At 66.3% G+C, this 15,110-nt stretch carries 18 protein-coding genes and 3 tRNA genes; 4 read left to right on the forward strand and 17 right to left on the reverse strand.

The features are described from left to right. Window positions 1-15 precede the first annotated feature (15 nt). The 5 genes from rplJ to SH203_RS02960 form a co-directional block, all read right to left on the reverse strand. Window positions 16-531: a 50S ribosomal protein L10 gene (gene rplJ / locus SH203_RS02940; protein WP_087119340.1), complete on the reverse strand. Its 516-nt coding sequence runs from the start codon at window positions 529-531 to the stop codon at window positions 16-18. A 359-nt stretch (window positions 532-890) separates the two neighbouring features. Then, the gene (locus SH203_RS02945) at window positions 891-1,439 is read right to left on the reverse strand and encodes a DUF2059 domain-containing protein (protein ID WP_087119341.1); all 549 of its coding nucleotides are present in this window, start codon (window positions 1,437-1,439) and stop codon (window positions 891-893) included. A 69-nt stretch (window positions 1,440-1,508) separates the two neighbouring features. Then, a complete protein-coding gene (locus SH203_RS02950; protein ID WP_087119342.1) occupies window positions 1,509-1,961 on the reverse strand; it encodes an NUDIX hydrolase in 453 nt (150 codons plus the stop codon). A 141-nt stretch (window positions 1,962-2,102) separates the two neighbouring features. After that, window positions 2,103-3,182, reverse strand: a complete 1,080-nt coding sequence (locus tag SH203_RS02955; protein WP_087119343.1) for an AI-2E family transporter — start codon at window positions 3,180-3,182, stop codon at window positions 2,103-2,105. Window positions 3,183-3,263: 81 nt separating this feature from the next. After that, a complete protein-coding gene (locus tag SH203_RS02960) occupies window positions 3,264-3,680 on the reverse strand; it encodes a helix-turn-helix domain-containing protein (protein WP_087119344.1) in 417 nt (138 codons plus the stop codon). A 54-nt stretch (window positions 3,681-3,734) separates the two neighbouring features. Between SH203_RS02960 and SH203_RS02965 the strand changes: the two genes are divergently transcribed. Beyond that, window positions 3,735-4,343 carry an NAD(P)-dependent oxidoreductase gene (locus SH203_RS02965; RefSeq protein WP_087119345.1) on the forward strand — a complete coding sequence of 203 codons (609 nt, stop codon included), beginning with the start codon at window positions 3,735-3,737 and terminating at the stop codon, window positions 4,341-4,343. Window positions 4,344-4,437: 94 nt separating this feature from the next. Here SH203_RS02965 and rplA read toward each other — a convergent pair whose 3' ends face one another. From rplA to SH203_RS03010, 10 genes are all read right to left on the reverse strand, one after another. After that, on the reverse strand, window positions 4,438-5,127 hold the full coding sequence (gene rplA, locus SH203_RS02970) for a 50S ribosomal protein L1 (RefSeq protein WP_087119346.1): 690 nt from the start codon (window positions 5,125-5,127) through the stop codon (window positions 4,438-4,440). A 3-nt stretch (window positions 5,128-5,130) separates the two neighbouring features. Beyond that, entirely contained in the window at window positions 5,131-5,562 is a 432-nt protein-coding gene (rplK, locus tag SH203_RS02975; protein ID WP_087119347.1) for a 50S ribosomal protein L11, read from the reverse strand. A 381-nt stretch (window positions 5,563-5,943) separates the two neighbouring features. Then, window positions 5,944-6,519: a transcription termination/antitermination protein NusG gene (gene nusG / locus SH203_RS02980; RefSeq protein WP_087119348.1), complete on the reverse strand. Its 576-nt coding sequence runs from the start codon at window positions 6,517-6,519 to the stop codon at window positions 5,944-5,946. Between the two features lie 13 nt (window positions 6,520-6,532). Beyond that, window positions 6,533-6,832 carry a preprotein translocase subunit SecE gene (gene secE, locus SH203_RS02985; RefSeq protein WP_087119349.1) on the reverse strand — a complete coding sequence of 100 codons (300 nt, stop codon included), beginning with the start codon at window positions 6,830-6,832 and terminating at the stop codon, window positions 6,533-6,535. 70 nt (window positions 6,833-6,902) lie between these two features. Then, window positions 6,903-6,978, reverse strand: a tRNA-Trp gene (locus SH203_RS02990). Between the two features lie 109 nt (window positions 6,979-7,087). Then, the gene (locus SH203_RS02995; protein ID WP_200808771.1) at window positions 7,088-8,422 is read right to left on the reverse strand and encodes a hemolysin family protein; all 1,335 of its coding nucleotides are present in this window, start codon (window positions 8,420-8,422) and stop codon (window positions 7,088-7,090) included. Between the two features lie 96 nt (window positions 8,423-8,518). Beyond that, complete coding sequence (locus tag SH203_RS15850; protein ID WP_255376549.1) at window positions 8,519-8,653, reverse strand: hypothetical protein; 135 nt, start codon at window positions 8,651-8,653, stop codon at window positions 8,519-8,521. Window positions 8,654-8,972: 319 nt separating this feature from the next. After that, window positions 8,973-10,163, reverse strand: coding sequence for an elongation factor Tu (tuf, locus tag SH203_RS03000; RefSeq protein ID WP_087119328.1), 1,191 nt, complete (start codon window positions 10,161-10,163; stop codon window positions 8,973-8,975). A 60-nt stretch (window positions 10,164-10,223) separates the two neighbouring features. Beyond that, window positions 10,224-10,297: transfer RNA gene (locus tag SH203_RS03005), tRNA-Gly, on the reverse strand. Window positions 10,298-10,375: 78 nt separating this feature from the next. Next, window positions 10,376-10,459, reverse strand: a tRNA-Tyr gene (locus tag SH203_RS03010). A 148-nt stretch (window positions 10,460-10,607) separates the two neighbouring features. Here SH203_RS03010 and rlmB point away from each other — a divergent pair. From rlmB to SH203_RS03025, 3 genes are read left to right on the forward strand one after another with little or no spacing between them, the layout of a single operon-like run. Beyond that, window positions 10,608-11,492, forward strand: a complete 885-nt coding sequence (rlmB, locus tag SH203_RS03015) for a 23S rRNA (guanosine(2251)-2'-O)-methyltransferase RlmB (protein ID WP_087119351.1) — start codon at window positions 10,608-10,610, stop codon at window positions 11,490-11,492. Window positions 11,493-11,523: 31 nt separating this feature from the next. Next, window positions 11,524-12,333 (forward strand): TerC family protein, encoded by an 810-nt coding sequence (locus tag SH203_RS03020; protein WP_087119352.1) that lies wholly within the window; start codon window positions 11,524-11,526, stop codon window positions 12,331-12,333. Further along, window positions 12,330-12,668: a rhodanese-like domain-containing protein gene (locus SH203_RS03025; RefSeq protein ID WP_087119353.1), complete on the forward strand. Its 339-nt coding sequence runs from the start codon at window positions 12,330-12,332 to the stop codon at window positions 12,666-12,668. The genes SH203_RS03020 and SH203_RS03025 overlap by 4 nt, the downstream gene beginning before the upstream one ends. Here SH203_RS03025 and SH203_RS03030 read toward each other — a convergent pair whose 3' ends face one another. Both SH203_RS03030 and metG read right to left on the reverse strand, forming a co-directional pair. Beyond that, complete coding sequence (locus SH203_RS03030; RefSeq protein WP_087119354.1) at window positions 12,669-13,382, reverse strand: 2OG-Fe(II) oxygenase family protein; 714 nt, start codon at window positions 13,380-13,382, stop codon at window positions 12,669-12,671. It lies immediately after the preceding gene. A 19-nt stretch (window positions 13,383-13,401) separates the two neighbouring features. Next, window positions 13,402-15,105, reverse strand: a complete 1,704-nt coding sequence (gene metG, locus SH203_RS03035; RefSeq protein ID WP_087119355.1) for a methionine--tRNA ligase — start codon at window positions 15,103-15,105, stop codon at window positions 13,402-13,404. Window positions 15,106-15,110: the final 5 nt, after the last annotated feature.

Raw genomic sequence — 15,110 nt, forward strand, 5'->3', positions numbered from 1 at the left:
GAAAGGCGGGGCCGCTTACGCGGCTTCCTTGGTGGCGTAGGCGTTGAACACGCGGGCCAGCTGACCGGCGGGTGCTTGCAGCACGCCGGCGATACGGGTCGCAGGCGCATTGAGCAGGCCGATGAGTTGACCGCGAACTTCGTCCAGCGTCGGGAGTTTCGAGAGAGCCTCGACACCCTTCTGATCGACGACGGTTGCGCCCATGAAGCCGCCGACGATCTTGAAGCGATCGTTGGCCTTGGCGAACTCGGTCACGACCTTGGCGGCCGTACCGGGGTTCTCGGAGTAGGCGATGCCCACCGGGCCCTTGAACAGGCCGTGGTAGTCGCTGCCTTCTTCGGCTTCGAGCGCCTTCAGCGCCAGGCGGTTCTTGACCACCTTGAACGCGCCGCCTTCTTTGCGAAGGCGACCACGCAGGTCTTCCATTTCCGCAACGGTCAGACCCAGGTTGTGGGTCACGACCACGCTGCCGGCCTCGGCGAACACGCCCTTGAGCGATTCGATAGACTCGGCTTTTTGAGCGCGATCCATTGCGGTCTCCAGTCTTGGTATTCGCCGCCGGGCTTATTCCCGACGACGGATTGGCCAAAGCGCGCCGCATCGCTGCGAGACGTTCGGGCCGGTCGTATTGTCCGAAGGATGCGTCTGACGGCGTCCGTCCCGGAATGCGGGCCGATACGCGGCAAGGTCGCGTCCCCATCTCCCCACGGCGTCGAAAGGCTTTTCGACAGTTACGGCATGGGTGGCCCCCACGCCCCGAAGTTCTCGGACAGGACCGTCAGAAGATGAACCTCCGACGGGAAGCGGCGCTCTTACAGGCCCGCCGACAGGAAATCAAGGCGCGGATCGCATGGTCTGTGAACTCTTGCGCCGTCACCCGAACTGGACGGCTAGCGCCGGGACTTGGCGCCCGTCTGCCCCGTCTCGCAGGTGAAGCGCGCGCAGTATTTGCCCTGCAACTCGGTCATGAAGTCGGTCAGCGCCCTGACCTGCACCTCCTGCGTCGCCACGGCCATCGAAACCGTCTTGGCCGCGACCGCTCGTCCCACCGGGCTGCGGTAGAAGTCGATCTGCCCCTGCAACTCTTCTTCGGTGTAGATTTCGGCGTAGGCGGGAACCATCTCGTCCAACAGCCGCGTCAACATCCGGCTCATCATCGGCGGCATGGCGGCGCGAATCCAGGCGCCCTCCTCGCCCTGTCCGTCGCCGATCTTTTCAAGCTCCGCGCCGATGCTCCGCTCGATCTCCTTGGCGAAGTTCGGTCCCGCCGACAGCCCGATCAGTTCGCGCGCCAGACTGCTGCGACGCGCCAGGCCGGCGTCCTGCGGCGCGGGTTCGACGCGCGTGACGACGACGGTCTCGGTCTGCGTCCGGGCCTGGACGCCGGTCGCGGCGAGCGTCAGCGCCAGCCCCAGCGCAAGGTTTCTAAGAATGGTCATGTCAGCCTCCCGCCCCTCTTATCGCGGGGGCGCATCCGGGCTGACCAGCTGAAATCGACCGCCGGTTGTCTAATCTTTCAGCGGCGTGGCGTCGAAGTCGCGGATCAGGGCGGCCAGGTCCGGCTCATGCACTAGGTCCGCCGCCTCGCTCAGGCTCATCCAGCGGCGCTCGCGCTGATGCGCCTCGGGCCAGGCGCCCATCTGGATCAGCACCTCCAGCGGATAGACCGAGACCACGCACTGGCGCACCCCGCCGTCCTTGGTCCCCTTGGCGTAGCGGAAGACGCCCAGGGTCTGGCTGTCGATGTCGCCCTTGACCCCCGCCTCCTCCATCGCCTCCTGGGCGGCGGCCTCGGGATCGGTCTTGCCGACCATCCGCCCGCCCTTGGGAATGACCCAGCGGCGCGTTTCGCGAGACGTGATCATCAGGATGCGCCGCTCGCCGTTCTCCAGCCGCCAGGGCAAGGCCGCCACCTGACGGGTCTCGGACGGGACCGTGCGTTTGGAGCCGACGCGCGCCAATCTCAGGCCTCGCCGCCGTGCGGGATGGTTCGTTCTGCGTGCGTCACGTCCTTGCTCCTCGACGGCGGTCGCCGTTCCGGCGCCGCTCTCGAAAGGGGATCGCGGCCGCTGCGTCAAGTTGTCAGCGCACGGACGACCGGATTATTTCTCCCCCGGCGCCTTTGCGTCGGGGTCGTGCAGCACGTCCTGACGATACAGCATCGTCACCAGGGTGTGCAGCACCAGCGCCAGCGGCGTGGCGAACAGCACCCCCAGAGGGCCGAACAGGGTGCCGATCCCCACCACGGCGAAGATGCCCAGCACGACCGGCAGATTGGCCACGTTCTTCTGCACCATCGGGGTGATGAAGTTGCTCTCCAGCTGGGAGATGATGACGTGGACCAGCACGGCCAGCAGCGCCGTCTGCCACCCCTGCGTCGCCGCCACCAGCACCGACGGAATGGTTGATACGATGGGCCCCACGATCGGCACGAACTGCGCCAGCCCGGTCAGCAGCCCCAGACCCAGGGCCGACGGCACGCCGATCAGGGCCAGACCGATCCCGGTCAGCGTCCCCACCAGCACCATCGAGAACAGCTGCGCCTTCAGCCAGCCTTTGAGCGCCGTGCCGCAGGCGTTCAGCACCTCGCGCATCCGGGGACGTTTGCTCATCGGCAGGATGGACAGCAGCCCTTCGCGCGACTTGGCCGGCTCGATGGCCAGGAACACCCCCGCCACGATCACCAGCACCATGGTCGTAATGCCCGAGGCGAAGCCCAGGGCGAACCGCTGCGCCACCTGCAAGGCCTCGCCCGCGCGGCTGCCCAGGTTCTGCAACTGCTCCAGAACCTGCCCGGCATAGGGCTGGGCCTCGATCCAGCTCTGCACCTGCGCCCAGCCCTGGGGCACGATGGCCGCCAGGGCGTTCACCTGATCCGCGATCTGGGCGCCGAACAGGGCCAGCACCCCGGCCAGCACCGATACGACGATCAGCAGCGACAGAAACACCGCCAGGGGGTCCGGCGCCTTCAGCCAGCGCACGATGGGATCGGCCAGGGCGCGCAGGATCACCGCCACCACGATGGCCCCGAAGATCAGCAGCCACAGCGTCTGCAGCGTCACCACCAGCTGAACGACGAAATAGCCGGCCACCAGCACGACGGCCCCGAACGCCAGCCGCCCCTTCCAGGGATCGCCGCCCGTCACAGGCTTCTCGCCCCTTAACTTCGCCAAACCGAACATGTCGCCCCCTTCAAGGTCGCGACAGGAACGCGGGTGGAGCGTGGCCGTTCGCCGGCCGCGATCAAAAAGCTGGAGCGCCGCTCAGTGCGTCTCGCGCGACCGCCGGTCATAGTCGGCCTGAGCCGCCGCCACCTCGGGCATCCGGGTCTCGGCCCAGTCTATCATAGCCTGCATCGACGCCATCAGCCCCCGCCCCAGCGGCGTCACCGCATAGGTCACTGTCACCGGCACGGTCGCCACGACCGAGCGCGACACCAGCCCGTCCCGCTCCAGCGACTTCAGCGTCTGGCTCAGCATCTTCTGCGACACCCCGTCCACCCGCTGTTTCAGGGCGTTGAACCGGATCGGCCCCTGCCCCAGCACGATCAGGATCAGCGCGCTCCACTTGTCCGCGATCCGGTCCAGCAGCTGTCGGGTCGGGCAGTCGGCCGCGAACACGTCGCCGCGCATCGCGGTTTCGTCCGAGTGACCAGGTGTGGAAAAGGTGCCGTCTTGCATGGTCGCCCTCCATGCCACACCTGGTCTCCATTGGAAACCAACAGGAGCCTTTCCATGAAAGTCGCAGTCCTCGGCGCCAGCGGCCGCGCCGGCTCGGAAATCACAAAAGAGCTGGCCGCGCGCGGTCACGCCGTCACCGCCATCGCCCGCAAGCCCGAGGCCATTCCCGCCGCGTCCGGCGTCACCCCCGTCGCCGGCGACGCCTCCGACCCCGCCGCCCTGGCCGAGCTGATCAGAGGTTCGGACGCCGCCATCAGCGCCCTGCACTTCGACGTCCCGGCCGCGACCCTGTTGCAGGCGCTGAAAACCGCCGGCGTACCGCGACTGCTCGTCACCGGCGGCGCCGCCAGCCTGGAAGTCGCGCCCGGCGTCCTCCTGTTCGACACGCCGCAGTTCCCCGCCGAGTGGAAACCCATCGCCAAGGGCGGCATCACCTTCCTTGAGGATCTGCGCCGTGAGCAGGCCATCGACTGGACCTTCTTCTCCCCCGCCGCCCTGATCGAGGAAGGCCCCCGCACCGGCGCCTATCGCACCGGCGGCGACCAGCTGGTCGTGAACGACCACGGCGACAGCAAAATCAGCTTCGCCGACTACGCCATCGCCATGGTCGACGAACTGGAACACCACAACCACAGCCGCGCCCGCTTCACGGCGGCCTACTGACCACGAAAAAGGCCCCGGAGATCGCTCTCCGGGGCCTTCATTCTTTTCGGCCTGCCGCACTTACGCGCGACAAGAGCCGTTTCGCGAGAGCCTATCAGGCGCCCAGCGATGCCGGGTCGACCTTGAAGCCCGGGCCCATCGTCGAGGACAGGCTGATGCGCTTCACATAAGTGCCCTTGGCGCCCGACGGCTTGGCGCGGACCAGGGCGTCCACGATGGCCTTGACGTTGGCTTCCAGCGCGTCCTGCGTGAAGGACACCTTGCCGATGCCGGCGTGGACGATGCCGGCCTTCTCGACGCGGAACTCGACGGCGCCGCCCTTGGCGTCCTTGACGGCCTGGGCCACGTTCGGGGTCACGGTGCCGACCTTCGGGTTCGGCATCAGGCCGCGAGGGCCCAGCACCTTACCCAGACGACCGACCAGGGCCATCATGTCCGGCGACGCGATCACGCGGTCGAACTCCATGAAGCCGCCAGCGATCTTTTCGTACAGATCTTCGGCGCCGACGTGTTCGGCGCCGGCCGCGGTGGCCTCGGCCGCCTTGGCGTCCTTGGCGAAGACGGCGACGCGGACGTCACGGCCCGTACCCGACGGCAGGTTCACCACGCCACGGACCTGTTGGTCGGCGTGACGCGGATCGACGCCCAGGTTGACAGCGATTTCCAGAGATTCGTCGAACTTCGACTTGGCGTTTTCCTTGGCCAGCTTGATGGCGTCGGTGAACGGCAACAGGTCTTGGGTGACGCCGGTGCGGGCCTTTTGAGCCTTGGTTTGCTTAGCCATGGATTAGCCCTCCACCACTTCCAGGCCCATCGCGCGGGCGGAGCCTTCGATGATCTTGGCCGCCGCGTCCAGGTCGTTGGCGTTCAGATCCTTCATCTTCTTCTCGGCGATCTCGCGCAGTTGCGTCTGCGTGATCTTGCCGGCGACTTCACGGCCGACCAGCTTGGAGCCCGACTTCAGGCCGGTAGCCTGCTTCAGGTACCAGGTCGCCGGGGGCGTCTTGGTGATGAAGGTGAACGACTTGTCCTGATAGACGGTGATGACGGTCGGAAGCGGGGTGCCCTTGGCTTCCTTCTCGGTGCGCGCGTTGAACTCCTTGCAGAAGCCCATGATGTTCACGCCGCGTTGACCCAGAGCCGGGCCGATCGGGGGCGAAGGCGTGGCCGAACCGGCCGGCACTTGCAGCTTGATATAGCCGAGAATCTTCTTGGCCATTGGTCTCTCCTATGAATGATCCCGGACTTGATCCGGGACCGGTGAGCCGTGGTCCGGCATGGCTGCCTCCCACGGATTTACCGCCCCGCGAGCCAAGGCCCGCCGAGCGAAGGCGCGCGTGTAACAGAGGGGGGACGGAAAGGCAACGCAGGGACTTGCCCTCTTCCCCATGCTCTTCCCATGCCCTCCCCCCGTCATCCTCGGGCTTGACCCGAGGACCGGGCGCGGATCGGGCTGTGCGTCCCATCAGGCGCAAGGCGGCGGAAGCCCCGATCCTCGGGTCAAGCCCGAGGATGACGGCGGGGAATGAGCCATACGCAACAACGAAAAAAGCCGCGCCCTTTCGGACGCGGCTTCGATCTGTCGACAGGAACGCCGGCCTCAGCCCGCGACCTTCTCCACCTGGGCGTATTCCAGTTCGACCGGCGTGGCGCGGCCGAAGATGGACACGGCGACGCGCAGGCGGGCGTGTTCCTCGTCCACGCTCTCGACCGAGCCGTCGAAGCTGGCGAACGGGCCGTCGATGACCTTGACCTTTTCGCCGATGTCGAAGCGGATGGTGGGCTTCGGACGTTCGACGCCCTCTTCCACGGCGCCGATGATGTTCTGAACTTCACGTTCCGAGACCGGCAGGGGCTTGGTGCCGCCCGCGGCGCCCAGGAAGCCCGTGACCTTCGGCGTATTCTTGACCAGGTGATAGGCTTGGTCCGTCATTTCCATCTTCACCAGCACATAGCCGGGGAAGAACTTGCGTTCCGAGTTCACCTTGCGGCCGCGACGGATCTCGACGACATCCTCGGTCGGAACCAGGATTTCGGAGAAGGCGTCTTCCAGGCCCTGTTGCTTGGCCTGTTCACGCAGCTGTTCGGCGACCTTCTTTTCGAAGTTCGAATAGGCGTTGACGATGTACCACTTGTGGCGCGGGTTGGCGGGCTTTGCAGGCGCTGCATCGGTCATGGGCGCGTCTTTCTCAGGATCCGAGAGCGATGATGTAGCGGAAGGCGAAACCAAGGCCGGTGTCCACGATCCAGAAGAAGATCGAGGCGACCACCACCATGATGAAGACCATCACCGAGGTGATCCAGGTCTCCTTGCGGCTGGGCCACACGATCTTGCGGCCTTCGGCGCGGACCTGGCTGATGAACTGGCCAGGGCTGGTGCGGGGCTTCTTGGGCTCGGGCGCATCGACCGTGATGGCGGCGGCGCCCGCAGCGACCTGAGGCTTCGCATTGGCCTGGGGCCGCTTGCCGGGAGTTTTGGCCTTGGCCATCAGTTGCTCTTCACACAATTGTTCCTGTCGCCCCAGATGGGAAGTCCCATCCGGAAGCGACAGGGGGGATTGGCAGGAGTTGGGGGACTCGAACCCACGACCCCCGGTTTTGGAGACCGGTGCTCTACCAGCTGAGCTAAACTCCTAGACAATCGCGCGAACCCTCCGGCTCGCGCGTTCGCCAGAGGGGGGCGTATGCCTCACGCCGCCCGCCATTTCAAGGGCGATGTGACGCTATCCCCGCCAATGCGACGGCTAGTCTTCCAGATGGGCCGCCACGGCGTCGCGCTCGTCCTCGGCCTTGATCAGTTCCTTGAAGATCAGCTTGTCGATCCGGCGGTCGTCCATATCCACGACCTCGACCTCGAATCGCCCGACCTGCAGCACCTCGCCCTCGTCCGGGACGCGCGAGATTTGATGCAGAATCAGGCCGGCGACGGTGTGGAAGCCTTCGTGTTCGCCGAAATCCTCGCCCAGGGTGTCGGCCAGGTCGTCCAGGTCCGTCTGCCCGTCCACCAGCCAGCTGCCGTCGGCGCGCTGGTGAATCCAGGCCTGCTCTTCGTCGTGCCCCTCGTCGAAGTCGCCGGCGATCATCTCCAGGATGTCGGTGGCGGTCACGACGCCTTCGAAGGCGCCGTATTCATCGACGATGAAGGCCATGTGGACCCGCGAGCCCTTCAATATCTCCAGCGCCTTCAGCACCGAGGTCGATTGGGGGATGAAGGCGGGTTCGGCGACCAGCGGCTCGACGTCGATCTGACCCGTAGTCAGCAGAGCGTCCAGCAGGTCCTTCTTGTGAACCAGGCCCAGCGGATTATCGACGTCGTTCTCGCGCGCCACCACGATGCGCGAATAGGGACAGGTGCGGATTTCCTCGCGGACCACCTCCTCCGGGTCGTCCAGTGCGATCCAGAACACCTCGTGGCGCGGCGTCATGGCCACCCGCACCGGACGGTCGCCCAGGCGCATGATCTCCTCGATCATCTCCTGTTCTTCCGGCTCGATCAGGCCGGCCGAAGTCCCCTCGGCCAGGATGGTGGCGACCTCTTCCTGGGTCACGTCCGAACCGTCGCGATCCTTGACGCCCAGCACCTTCAGAATGCCCGAGGTCGAGGCGGTCAGCAAAAGGACGAACGGCTTCAGCACGACCGCCAGGGTCGAGATGGGCTTGGCCATCTTGGAGGCGACCGTTTCGGGGAAGATCAGCGCCAGACGCTTGGGCACCAGTTCGCCGATGATCAGCGAGACATAGGTGATGCACACGACCACCAGGGCCGTGGCGAAGAATTCGGTATAGGCGGCCAGTGCCGGGAAGGACGCTTCCAGAATCCGGTCCAGCTCGCCTGCGATGGTCGCCTGACCATAGGCGCCCGCCAGAATGCCGATCAGGGTGATGCCGACCTGAACCGCCGACAGGAACTGCGTCGGCTCCTCCGACAGCTTCAGCGCCGCCTTGGCCCCCCGATCTCCCCTTTCCGCCCGCGCCTGGAGTTTTGACCGTCGGGACGAAACGACCGCCAATTCGGTCATGGCGAACAAGCCGTTTAGCACCACTAGGAGCAGAACGACGGCAATAGCGATGAGTAACATCTAGGGGTTTTTGGAGACCAGCGCGGCGCAACAGTCGGCGTCCGCAGCGCTATATTAGGGCAGGAAGGCGGCCAGCGCCACGTTTTCCTTCGGCCTTCAGCCCGTCCGCCCGGCCTCGACCGAGCCATAGGCGCCCGACACGGGCCGCCCGCCGGCGTCATACTGCGCCGCGCAGGCGCTCATGCCGATCACGATGCCGATGAAAAGACCCAGTCGAATGGCGCGTCGCATGTGGTTACCGAAAGGTTAACGTCCGTCTCCGAACGTAAACCGGGATTTCCGGTTGCAGGCAAGACCGCTCGCCCGCCGAGCGAAAGATCAGCCCCTCACCCCTTCCCCCTCCCCGTCATCCTCGGGCTTGCCCCGAGGATCGGGTACGGATCGAGCTGTGCGCCGCCGGTGGGGCGATGCGGCGGAACCTCCGGCCCTCGGGTCAAGCCCGAGGGTGACGGCGCGGAATGGAGCCAAGCCACAAAGCAAAACAGCCCCCGGATCGCTCCGGGAGCCGCTCTGTTACGCTTACTGTTCGGCCCGAAGGCCGGATCTTCGATTACTCGACGATCTTGGCCACGACGCCGGCGCCGACGGTGCGGCCGCCTTCACGGATGGCGAAGCGCAGGCCCTGATCCATCGCGATCGGCGTGATCAGCTCGACGCTCAGCTCGGCGTTGTCGCCGGGCATGATCATCTCGACGCCTTCCTTCAGGTGGACGATGCCCGTCACGTCCGTCGTGCGGAAGTAGAACTGCGGACGATAGTTGGTGAAGAACGGCGTGTGGCGGCCGCCTTCTTCCTTCGTCAGGATGTAGGCTTCGGCCTGGAACTTGGTGTGCGGGGTGATCGAACCCGGCTTGCACAGAACCTGACCGCGCTCGACGTCTTCGCGCTTGGTGCCGCGCAGCAGAACGCCCACGTTGTCGCCGGCCTGACCTTGGTCCAGCAGCTTGCGGAACATTTCCACGCCCGTGCAGGTCGTCTTCTGGACCGGACGGATGCCGACGATCTCGACTTCCTCACCGACCTTGATGACGCCCTTCTCGACGCGGCCCGTGACCACGGTGCCGCGGCCCGAGATCGAGAACACGTCTTCGACCGGCATCAGGAACGGCAGGTCGACCGGACGTTCCGGCTGCGGGATGTAGGCGTCGACGGTTTCCATCAGGGCCAGAACGCGCTGTTCGCCGATTTCCGGGTTCACGCCGTCGGTCGCGGCCTTGGCCGAGCCCTTGGTGATCGGAATGTCGTCGCCCGGGAACTGGTACGACGAGAGCAGCTCACGCACTTCCATCTCGACCAGTTCCAGCAGTTCTTCGTCGTCGACCAGGTCGACCTTGTTCATGAAGACCACCAGGGCCGGCACGCCGACCTGACGGGCCAGCAGGATGTGCTCGCGCGTTTGCGGCATCGGGCCGTCGGCGGCCGACACCACCAGGATCGCGCCGTCCATCTGCGCCGCGCCCGTGATCATGTTCTTCACATAGTCGGCGTGGCCGGGGCAGTCGACGTGCGCATAGTGACGGTTGGCCGTCTCGTATTCCACGTGCGCCGTGTTGATCGTAATGCCGCGCGCCTTCTCTTCCGGCGCCGCGTCGATGTCGGCGTAGTTCATCGCCTTCGCGCCGCCGGCCTTCGCCAGCGTCATCGTGATCGCCGCCGTCAGCGTCGTCTTGCCGTGGTCAACGTGACCAATCGTGCCGATGTTGCAGTGCGGCTTCGTGCGTTCGAACTTTTCCTTGGCCATGGCCAAAACTCCTGTGGCCCGGGTCCGTCAGCGGAGGGGCGCGATGCTGATCTAAAAACCTGGAGCGGGTAGACGGGATCGAACCGACATCCTCAGCTTGGAAGGCTGCTGCACTACCATTGTGCTATACCCGCGCGGAGACTGCGGAAGTTCCGGGGAACGCCGCAGCCGATACCTCTCCGGCGTCCTGATCCGTCGTGTTCGAAGGCGCGTGGTGGGGGAAGAAGGACTCGAACCTTCGAAGCTTACGCAGGGGATTTACAGTCCCCCCCCTTTGCCGCTCGGGACATTCCCCCAGCGCGCCTTTTCGAACCGCCGGACCCCTCGTTCCGCCCATAAAGATGCGGGACGAAACAAAAGCCTTCGGCTTGCCGCCTCCTCTGCAGTAGAGGGGGCGCCCAGACCCGAAAGCCCTTGGGGCTCCAAATCGGAGGGCGTCTTATAGTGTCGTCGAAATCAGAACGCAACGACCGTAAAAGCGGTAAAAAACAGGTCTTCGGAAACCGGCCCGGAGGACCGCGCGACAAGGCGCAAAAGCCCGCCACGCAAGGGTTTTCCGGGCGCGAAGATGCGCCTCGAACACCCCGTTCGGCGGATCGAGGCAAGGCCGACGCCGATAATTATCTGTGGGGCCGCCACCCGGTTCTGGCCGCCCTGGCGAATCCCGCCCGTCGCGGAACGGGTCGTCTGATCGTCACCGCCGACCGCGCGCAGGAGATCGAGGACGGCCGGCTGAACCACGGCCACAAGATCGAGGTCATGGACAACCAGGCCCTGACCCGGATGCTGCCCGCCGGCGCGGTGCATCAGGGCATGGTGTTCAAGGTCCAGCCGCTGGAAGGCGTGGCGCTGGACGATCTGGCCCAGCCGGCCGAGGGCGTCATCGTCATGCTGGACCAGCTGACCGACCCCCAGAACGTCGGCGCCATCTTCCGCTCGGCCCTGGCGTTCGGGGCCAGGGGAATCATCGTTCAGGACCGTCACGCCCCGGCCCTGGCCGGCGCCCTGGCCAAGGCGGCGGTCGGCGCGACCGAACGCCTGCCCCATGCGCGGGTGACGAATCTGTCGCGCGCGCTGGAGCGTCTGGCCGATCTGGGCTGGCGCGCCGTAGGCTTGGACGGGTCGGGCGAACAGACGCTGGAACAGGCGCTTGATTCGCAGCCCACCGTCCTGGTCATGGGGTCCGAGGGCGACGGCATCCGCCGTCTGGTCGCCGAACATTGCGATGTTCTGGCCAAGATCCCCATGCCCGGCGGATTCGAGAGCCTGAACGTCTCCAACGCCGCCGCCGTGGCGCTTTATGAGGCGGCGCGCGCGCAACGCGGCTGACAGAACGCCGCACCGGCGTTAGAGAGCGGGAATGGAATTCCTCTCGTCTCCCGAACTCGCCAGCCAGGCGACGGCCCTGGGCCAGGTCCTGCTGATGGACCTGGTCCTGGCCGGCGACAACGCCGTCGCCGTTGGCCTCGCCGCCGCCGCCCTGCCCCAGGATCAGCGCAAGAAGGCCATTCTGATCGGCCTGGCCGCCGCCGTCGTCATGCGGATCGGCTTCGCCCTGATCACCGTCCAGCTTCTGGCCCTGGTCGGCCTGCTGCTGGCGGGCGGCCTTCTGCTGCTGTGGGTCTGCTGGAAGATGTGGCGCGAACTGCGCGAACAGGCGACCCACGATCAGGCCGAGGCGGAGGCCGAGCTTCAGCTGGCCATGAGCATCGAGCATGGCTCGGGCCCCTCGCCCGAGGAGCTGGGCGTCAAACGCAAGAGCTTCGGCGCCGCCCTGATCCAGATCATGGTCGCCGACATCACCATGTCGCTGGACAATGTGCTGGCCGTCGCCGGCGCCGCGCATGAACATCCGTGGATCATGGTCTTCGGCCTGATCCTGTCGATCGCCCTGATGGGAGTCGCCGCCACCTATATCGCCAAGCTGCTGCATCGCTTCAGCTGGATCGGCTACATCGGTCTGATCGTGGTGCTGTATGTCGCCCTGCACATGATCTGGGACGGCGCGCGCCAAGTCGTGGTCCGCACCGGCCATATGGACGAGTTCAACGCCTCGGCCCCAGCCTTCCTGGAGATCGGCCCTGAAGAGGCCGCCAAACACCTGGGCCAGAAGCGCACCGAAAGCAGCACCGTGCCCGCCCCGGCCCAGCCAGCGGCGCCCGCTCGATGACCGTCGCCACTGTCACGGTCGAAGAGGCCGCCGCCTGGCTGCAGGCGGGCGAGGCCGTCCTGATCGACGTGCGCGAGCCGGACGAGTTCGCCGCCGCCCGCATCGACGGCGCCATCCTGGCCCCGCTCAGCCAGATGCCCGCCGCCTGGGAAGCCCTGGACCTGCCCGCCGACAAGACAATCATCGTCCAATGCCTGAAGGGCGGCCGCAGCCATCAGGTCTGCGCCTTCGTCGGCCCGACCGGCCCCGACGGCCAGCCCCTGTTCAACCTGACCGGCGGCATCCAGGCGTGGAATGCGGCGGGCCTGCCGGTGGTGTTCGCCGAACAGGGCTGATCAGAGGCCGCGCAGCCACCCCGTGACCGAAATCCTGTCGGCTCCCGCCGACAGGGCCACCTGCGTCACCGAATGGGGCGACGGCACCTTCAGCAGGTTCAGGGTGTTGAAGCGCGGGGTGAAGGCTTCGGCCACATTGCCGTCCGCCCCGTGGAAGGCCAGCAGGCCGCCCCATTCGATCCGCCACGCGGGCGTCAGGTTCAGCACATAGGCGAAGAAGCGGTTTTTTCCATCCGCATGGTCGTCATGCTCGGTCAGGAAATGCCCGGCGCGAAACCGCGTCAGCTGGGCGTCGGACAGGGCGATGCGCGGCTCGCCGGTCAGGTCACGCATAAGGCCGAGAAACGCCTCGCCGTTCAGGAAGGCCAGCAGGTCCGCCCAGATCGGCGCCGCCTGCCCCGCCTGCACCTGATCGTAGATCGGATGGTTATCGTACAGATACTGGAACTCTTCGCGCGCCGAGGTCTGCACCGCCTGTCCCAGCGCCGTCTTCTGATCCGGGCTCAATGAGGCCAGCCAGGCCGCCGGCAGATCGACATGGCCGGACCCGCGCCGCGTGACGACATTGTATTCCGCGTCAGCCGCCGCCTGGTTCAGGGCCACGACGTCGCCGGGAGCCAGCAGCCCATCGACCTGGGCGCGACCCGTCCGGCGAAGGCGCTCGCGAATCGCCGCGCGTTGCGTCTCGGCCAGGGGCGCCAGGTTCGGTGTCATCTCGCCCCTGCCCGCCCGATCAGGCGTCCGCGCCGCCGAAGCGTTCGGACCATTCGGCCACCTGGGCGTCCTCGATCTTGGCGAACAGCACGCCCTGGGCCTCGACTTTGCCGCCGACCGGCAGCGTATTCAGCAAATCCTTGTCGGCGCCGGGCCAGCTCAGGTCGCTGACGCCCACCGAGGCCGCGATCTTGGGCGCGGTGAAGGGCAGGATGGGCGCGGCCAGACGCGCGAACAGGGCGACCAGGTTCAGACCCGTCCGCACCCCGACCGCCGCCTGATCGCGGTCGGTCTTCAACGCCGTCCAGGGCGCCGCGACCTGCAGATATTCGTTGCCCAGCACCCAGGCGGCGCGGATGGCGACTGCGGCCTTCCTGAACTCCATCGCCTCGAACTGTTCGGTCGCCTCGGCCACGGCCGCCTTGATGTCGGCCTCCAGCTTGGCTTCCACCGGCCCGGCCTGACCGCCCTCGGGCACGACCCCGTCGAACTTCGACTCGGCGAATTTGACGATCCGGTTGACGAAATTGCCCAGCACATCGGCCAGGTCCTTATTGGTCGAGGCTTGGAAATCCTCCCAGGTGAAGGCCGAATCCGCGTGTTCCGGCCCATAGGCCGTCAGCCGCCAGCGCCAATAGTCCGCCGGCAACAGCTCCAGCGCCTGGTCCATGAAGACGCCGCGCTTCTGGCTGGTCGAGAACTTGCCGCCGTACCAGTTCAGCCAGTTGAAGGCTTTCAGCTGGTCCACCGTCTTCCACGGCTCGCCCGAGCCGATGATGGTGGCCGGGAACGACACGGTGTGGAAGGCGACATTGTCCTTGCCCATGAACTGGACGTAGCGGACATCCTCGGCCCCCTCGTCCAGACGCCACCAGTCGCGCCAGCTGTTTCCGGTCGCCTCGGCCCATTCCTCGGTCGCGCCGATATATTCGATGGGGGCGTCGAACCAGACGTAGAAGACCTTGTCCTCCATGCCCGGACGCGGAAAGCCGTCCGTCGTCACCGGCACGCCCCAGGCCAGGTCGCGGGTGATGCCCCGGTCGATCAGCCCCTCGTCCAGATGTTTGTAGGCGATGGACTTGGCCAGCGTCTGCCAGCCGCTCTTGCCGTCGACCCAGGCGCGGATTTCCGGCTCGATCCGGGTCTGCAGCAGATACAGATGGCGCGTATCGCGCACCTCCAGATTCCGCGACCCCGACACCGACGAATAGGGATCGATCAGGTCGGTCGGGTCCAGCAGCCGGCCGCAGTTGTCGCACTGATCGCCGCGCGCACCGACATGGCCGCAGTGCGGGCAGGTCCCCTCGACATAGCGGTCGGGCAGGAAGCGGGCGTCGTCGATGGAGTAGATCATCCGATCCACCCGCTCCTCGATCAGACCGTTCTTCTCCAGAGCTTCCGCGAAATGCTGGGTCAGGCGATGGTTCTGCGGGTTCGACGACCGGCCGAACCAGTCGTAGCTGAGGCCGAACGCCGCGCCCGCCGCCTTCTGGATCTCGTGCTGCTCGTCGCAATAGGTGCGCACGTCCTGACCAGCGGCGGCGGCGGCCAGTTCGGCCGGGGTGCCATGCTCGTCGGTGGCGCAGATATAGAGCACCTCATGCCCCTGCGCGCGCTTGAACCGCGCCCAGACGTCGGCCGGCAGCATCGAGCCCGCCAAATTCCCCAGGTGCTTGATGCCGTTGATGTAGGGCAGCGCCGAGGTGATGAGGATGCGGGACATGAATA

It is taken from the genome of Brevundimonas sp. SH203, from assembly GCF_002157625.1.
Classification (GTDB): Bacteria; Pseudomonadota; Alphaproteobacteria; order Caulobacterales; family Caulobacteraceae; genus Brevundimonas.

Bases quoted from the DNA above. Each gene is read 5' to 3' on its own strand.
- SH203_RS02965 (WP_087119345.1), top strand. From the start codon at position 3,735: ATGAAAGTCGCAGTCCTCGGCGCCAGCGGCCGCGCCGGCTCGGAAATC.
- SH203_RS03025 (WP_087119353.1), top strand. From the start codon at position 12,330: ATGACCGTCGCCACTGTCACGGTCGAAGAGGCCGCCGCCTGGCTGCAG.
- nusG (WP_087119348.1), bottom strand. From the start codon at position 6,519: ATGACCGATGCAGCGCCTGCAAAGCCCGCCAACCCGCGCCACAAGTGG.
- SH203_RS03020 (WP_087119352.1), top strand. From the start codon at position 11,524: ATGGAATTCCTCTCGTCTCCCGAACTCGCCAGCCAGGCGACGGCCCTG.
- SH203_RS02955 (WP_087119343.1), bottom strand. From the start codon at position 3,182: ATGTTCGGTTTGGCGAAGTTAAGGGGCGAGAAGCCTGTGACGGGCGGC.
- tuf (WP_087119328.1), bottom strand. From the start codon at position 10,163: ATGGCCAAGGAAAAGTTCGAACGCACGAAGCCGCACTGCAACATCGGC.
- rplK (WP_087119347.1), bottom strand. From the start codon at position 5,562: ATGGCCAAGAAGATTCTCGGCTATATCAAGCTGCAAGTGCCGGCCGGT.
- SH203_RS02960 (WP_087119344.1), bottom strand. From the start codon at position 3,680: ATGCAAGACGGCACCTTTTCCACACCTGGTCACTCGGACGAAACCGCG.
- SH203_RS15850 (WP_255376549.1), bottom strand. From the start codon at position 8,653: ATGCGACGCGCCATTCGACTGGGTCTTTTCATCGGCATCGTGATCGGC.
- SH203_RS02945 (WP_087119341.1), bottom strand. From the start codon at position 1,439: ATGACCATTCTTAGAAACCTTGCGCTGGGGCTGGCGCTGACGCTCGCC.
- secE (WP_087119349.1), bottom strand. From the start codon at position 6,832: ATGGCCAAGGCCAAAACTCCCGGCAAGCGGCCCCAGGCCAATGCGAAG.
- SH203_RS03030 (WP_087119354.1), bottom strand. From the start codon at position 13,382: ATGACACCGAACCTGGCGCCCCTGGCCGAGACGCAACGCGCGGCGATT.
- SH203_RS02995 (WP_200808771.1), bottom strand. From the start codon at position 8,422: ATGTTACTCATCGCTATTGCCGTCGTTCTGCTCCTAGTGGTGCTAAAC.
- rplA (WP_087119346.1), bottom strand. From the start codon at position 5,127: ATGGCTAAGCAAACCAAGGCTCAAAAGGCCCGCACCGGCGTCACCCAA.
- rplJ (WP_087119340.1), bottom strand. From the start codon at position 531: ATGGATCGCGCTCAAAAAGCCGAGTCTATCGAATCGCTCAAGGGCGTG.
- metG (WP_087119355.1), bottom strand. From the start codon at position 15,105: ATGTCCCGCATCCTCATCACCTCGGCGCTGCCCTACATCAACGGCATC.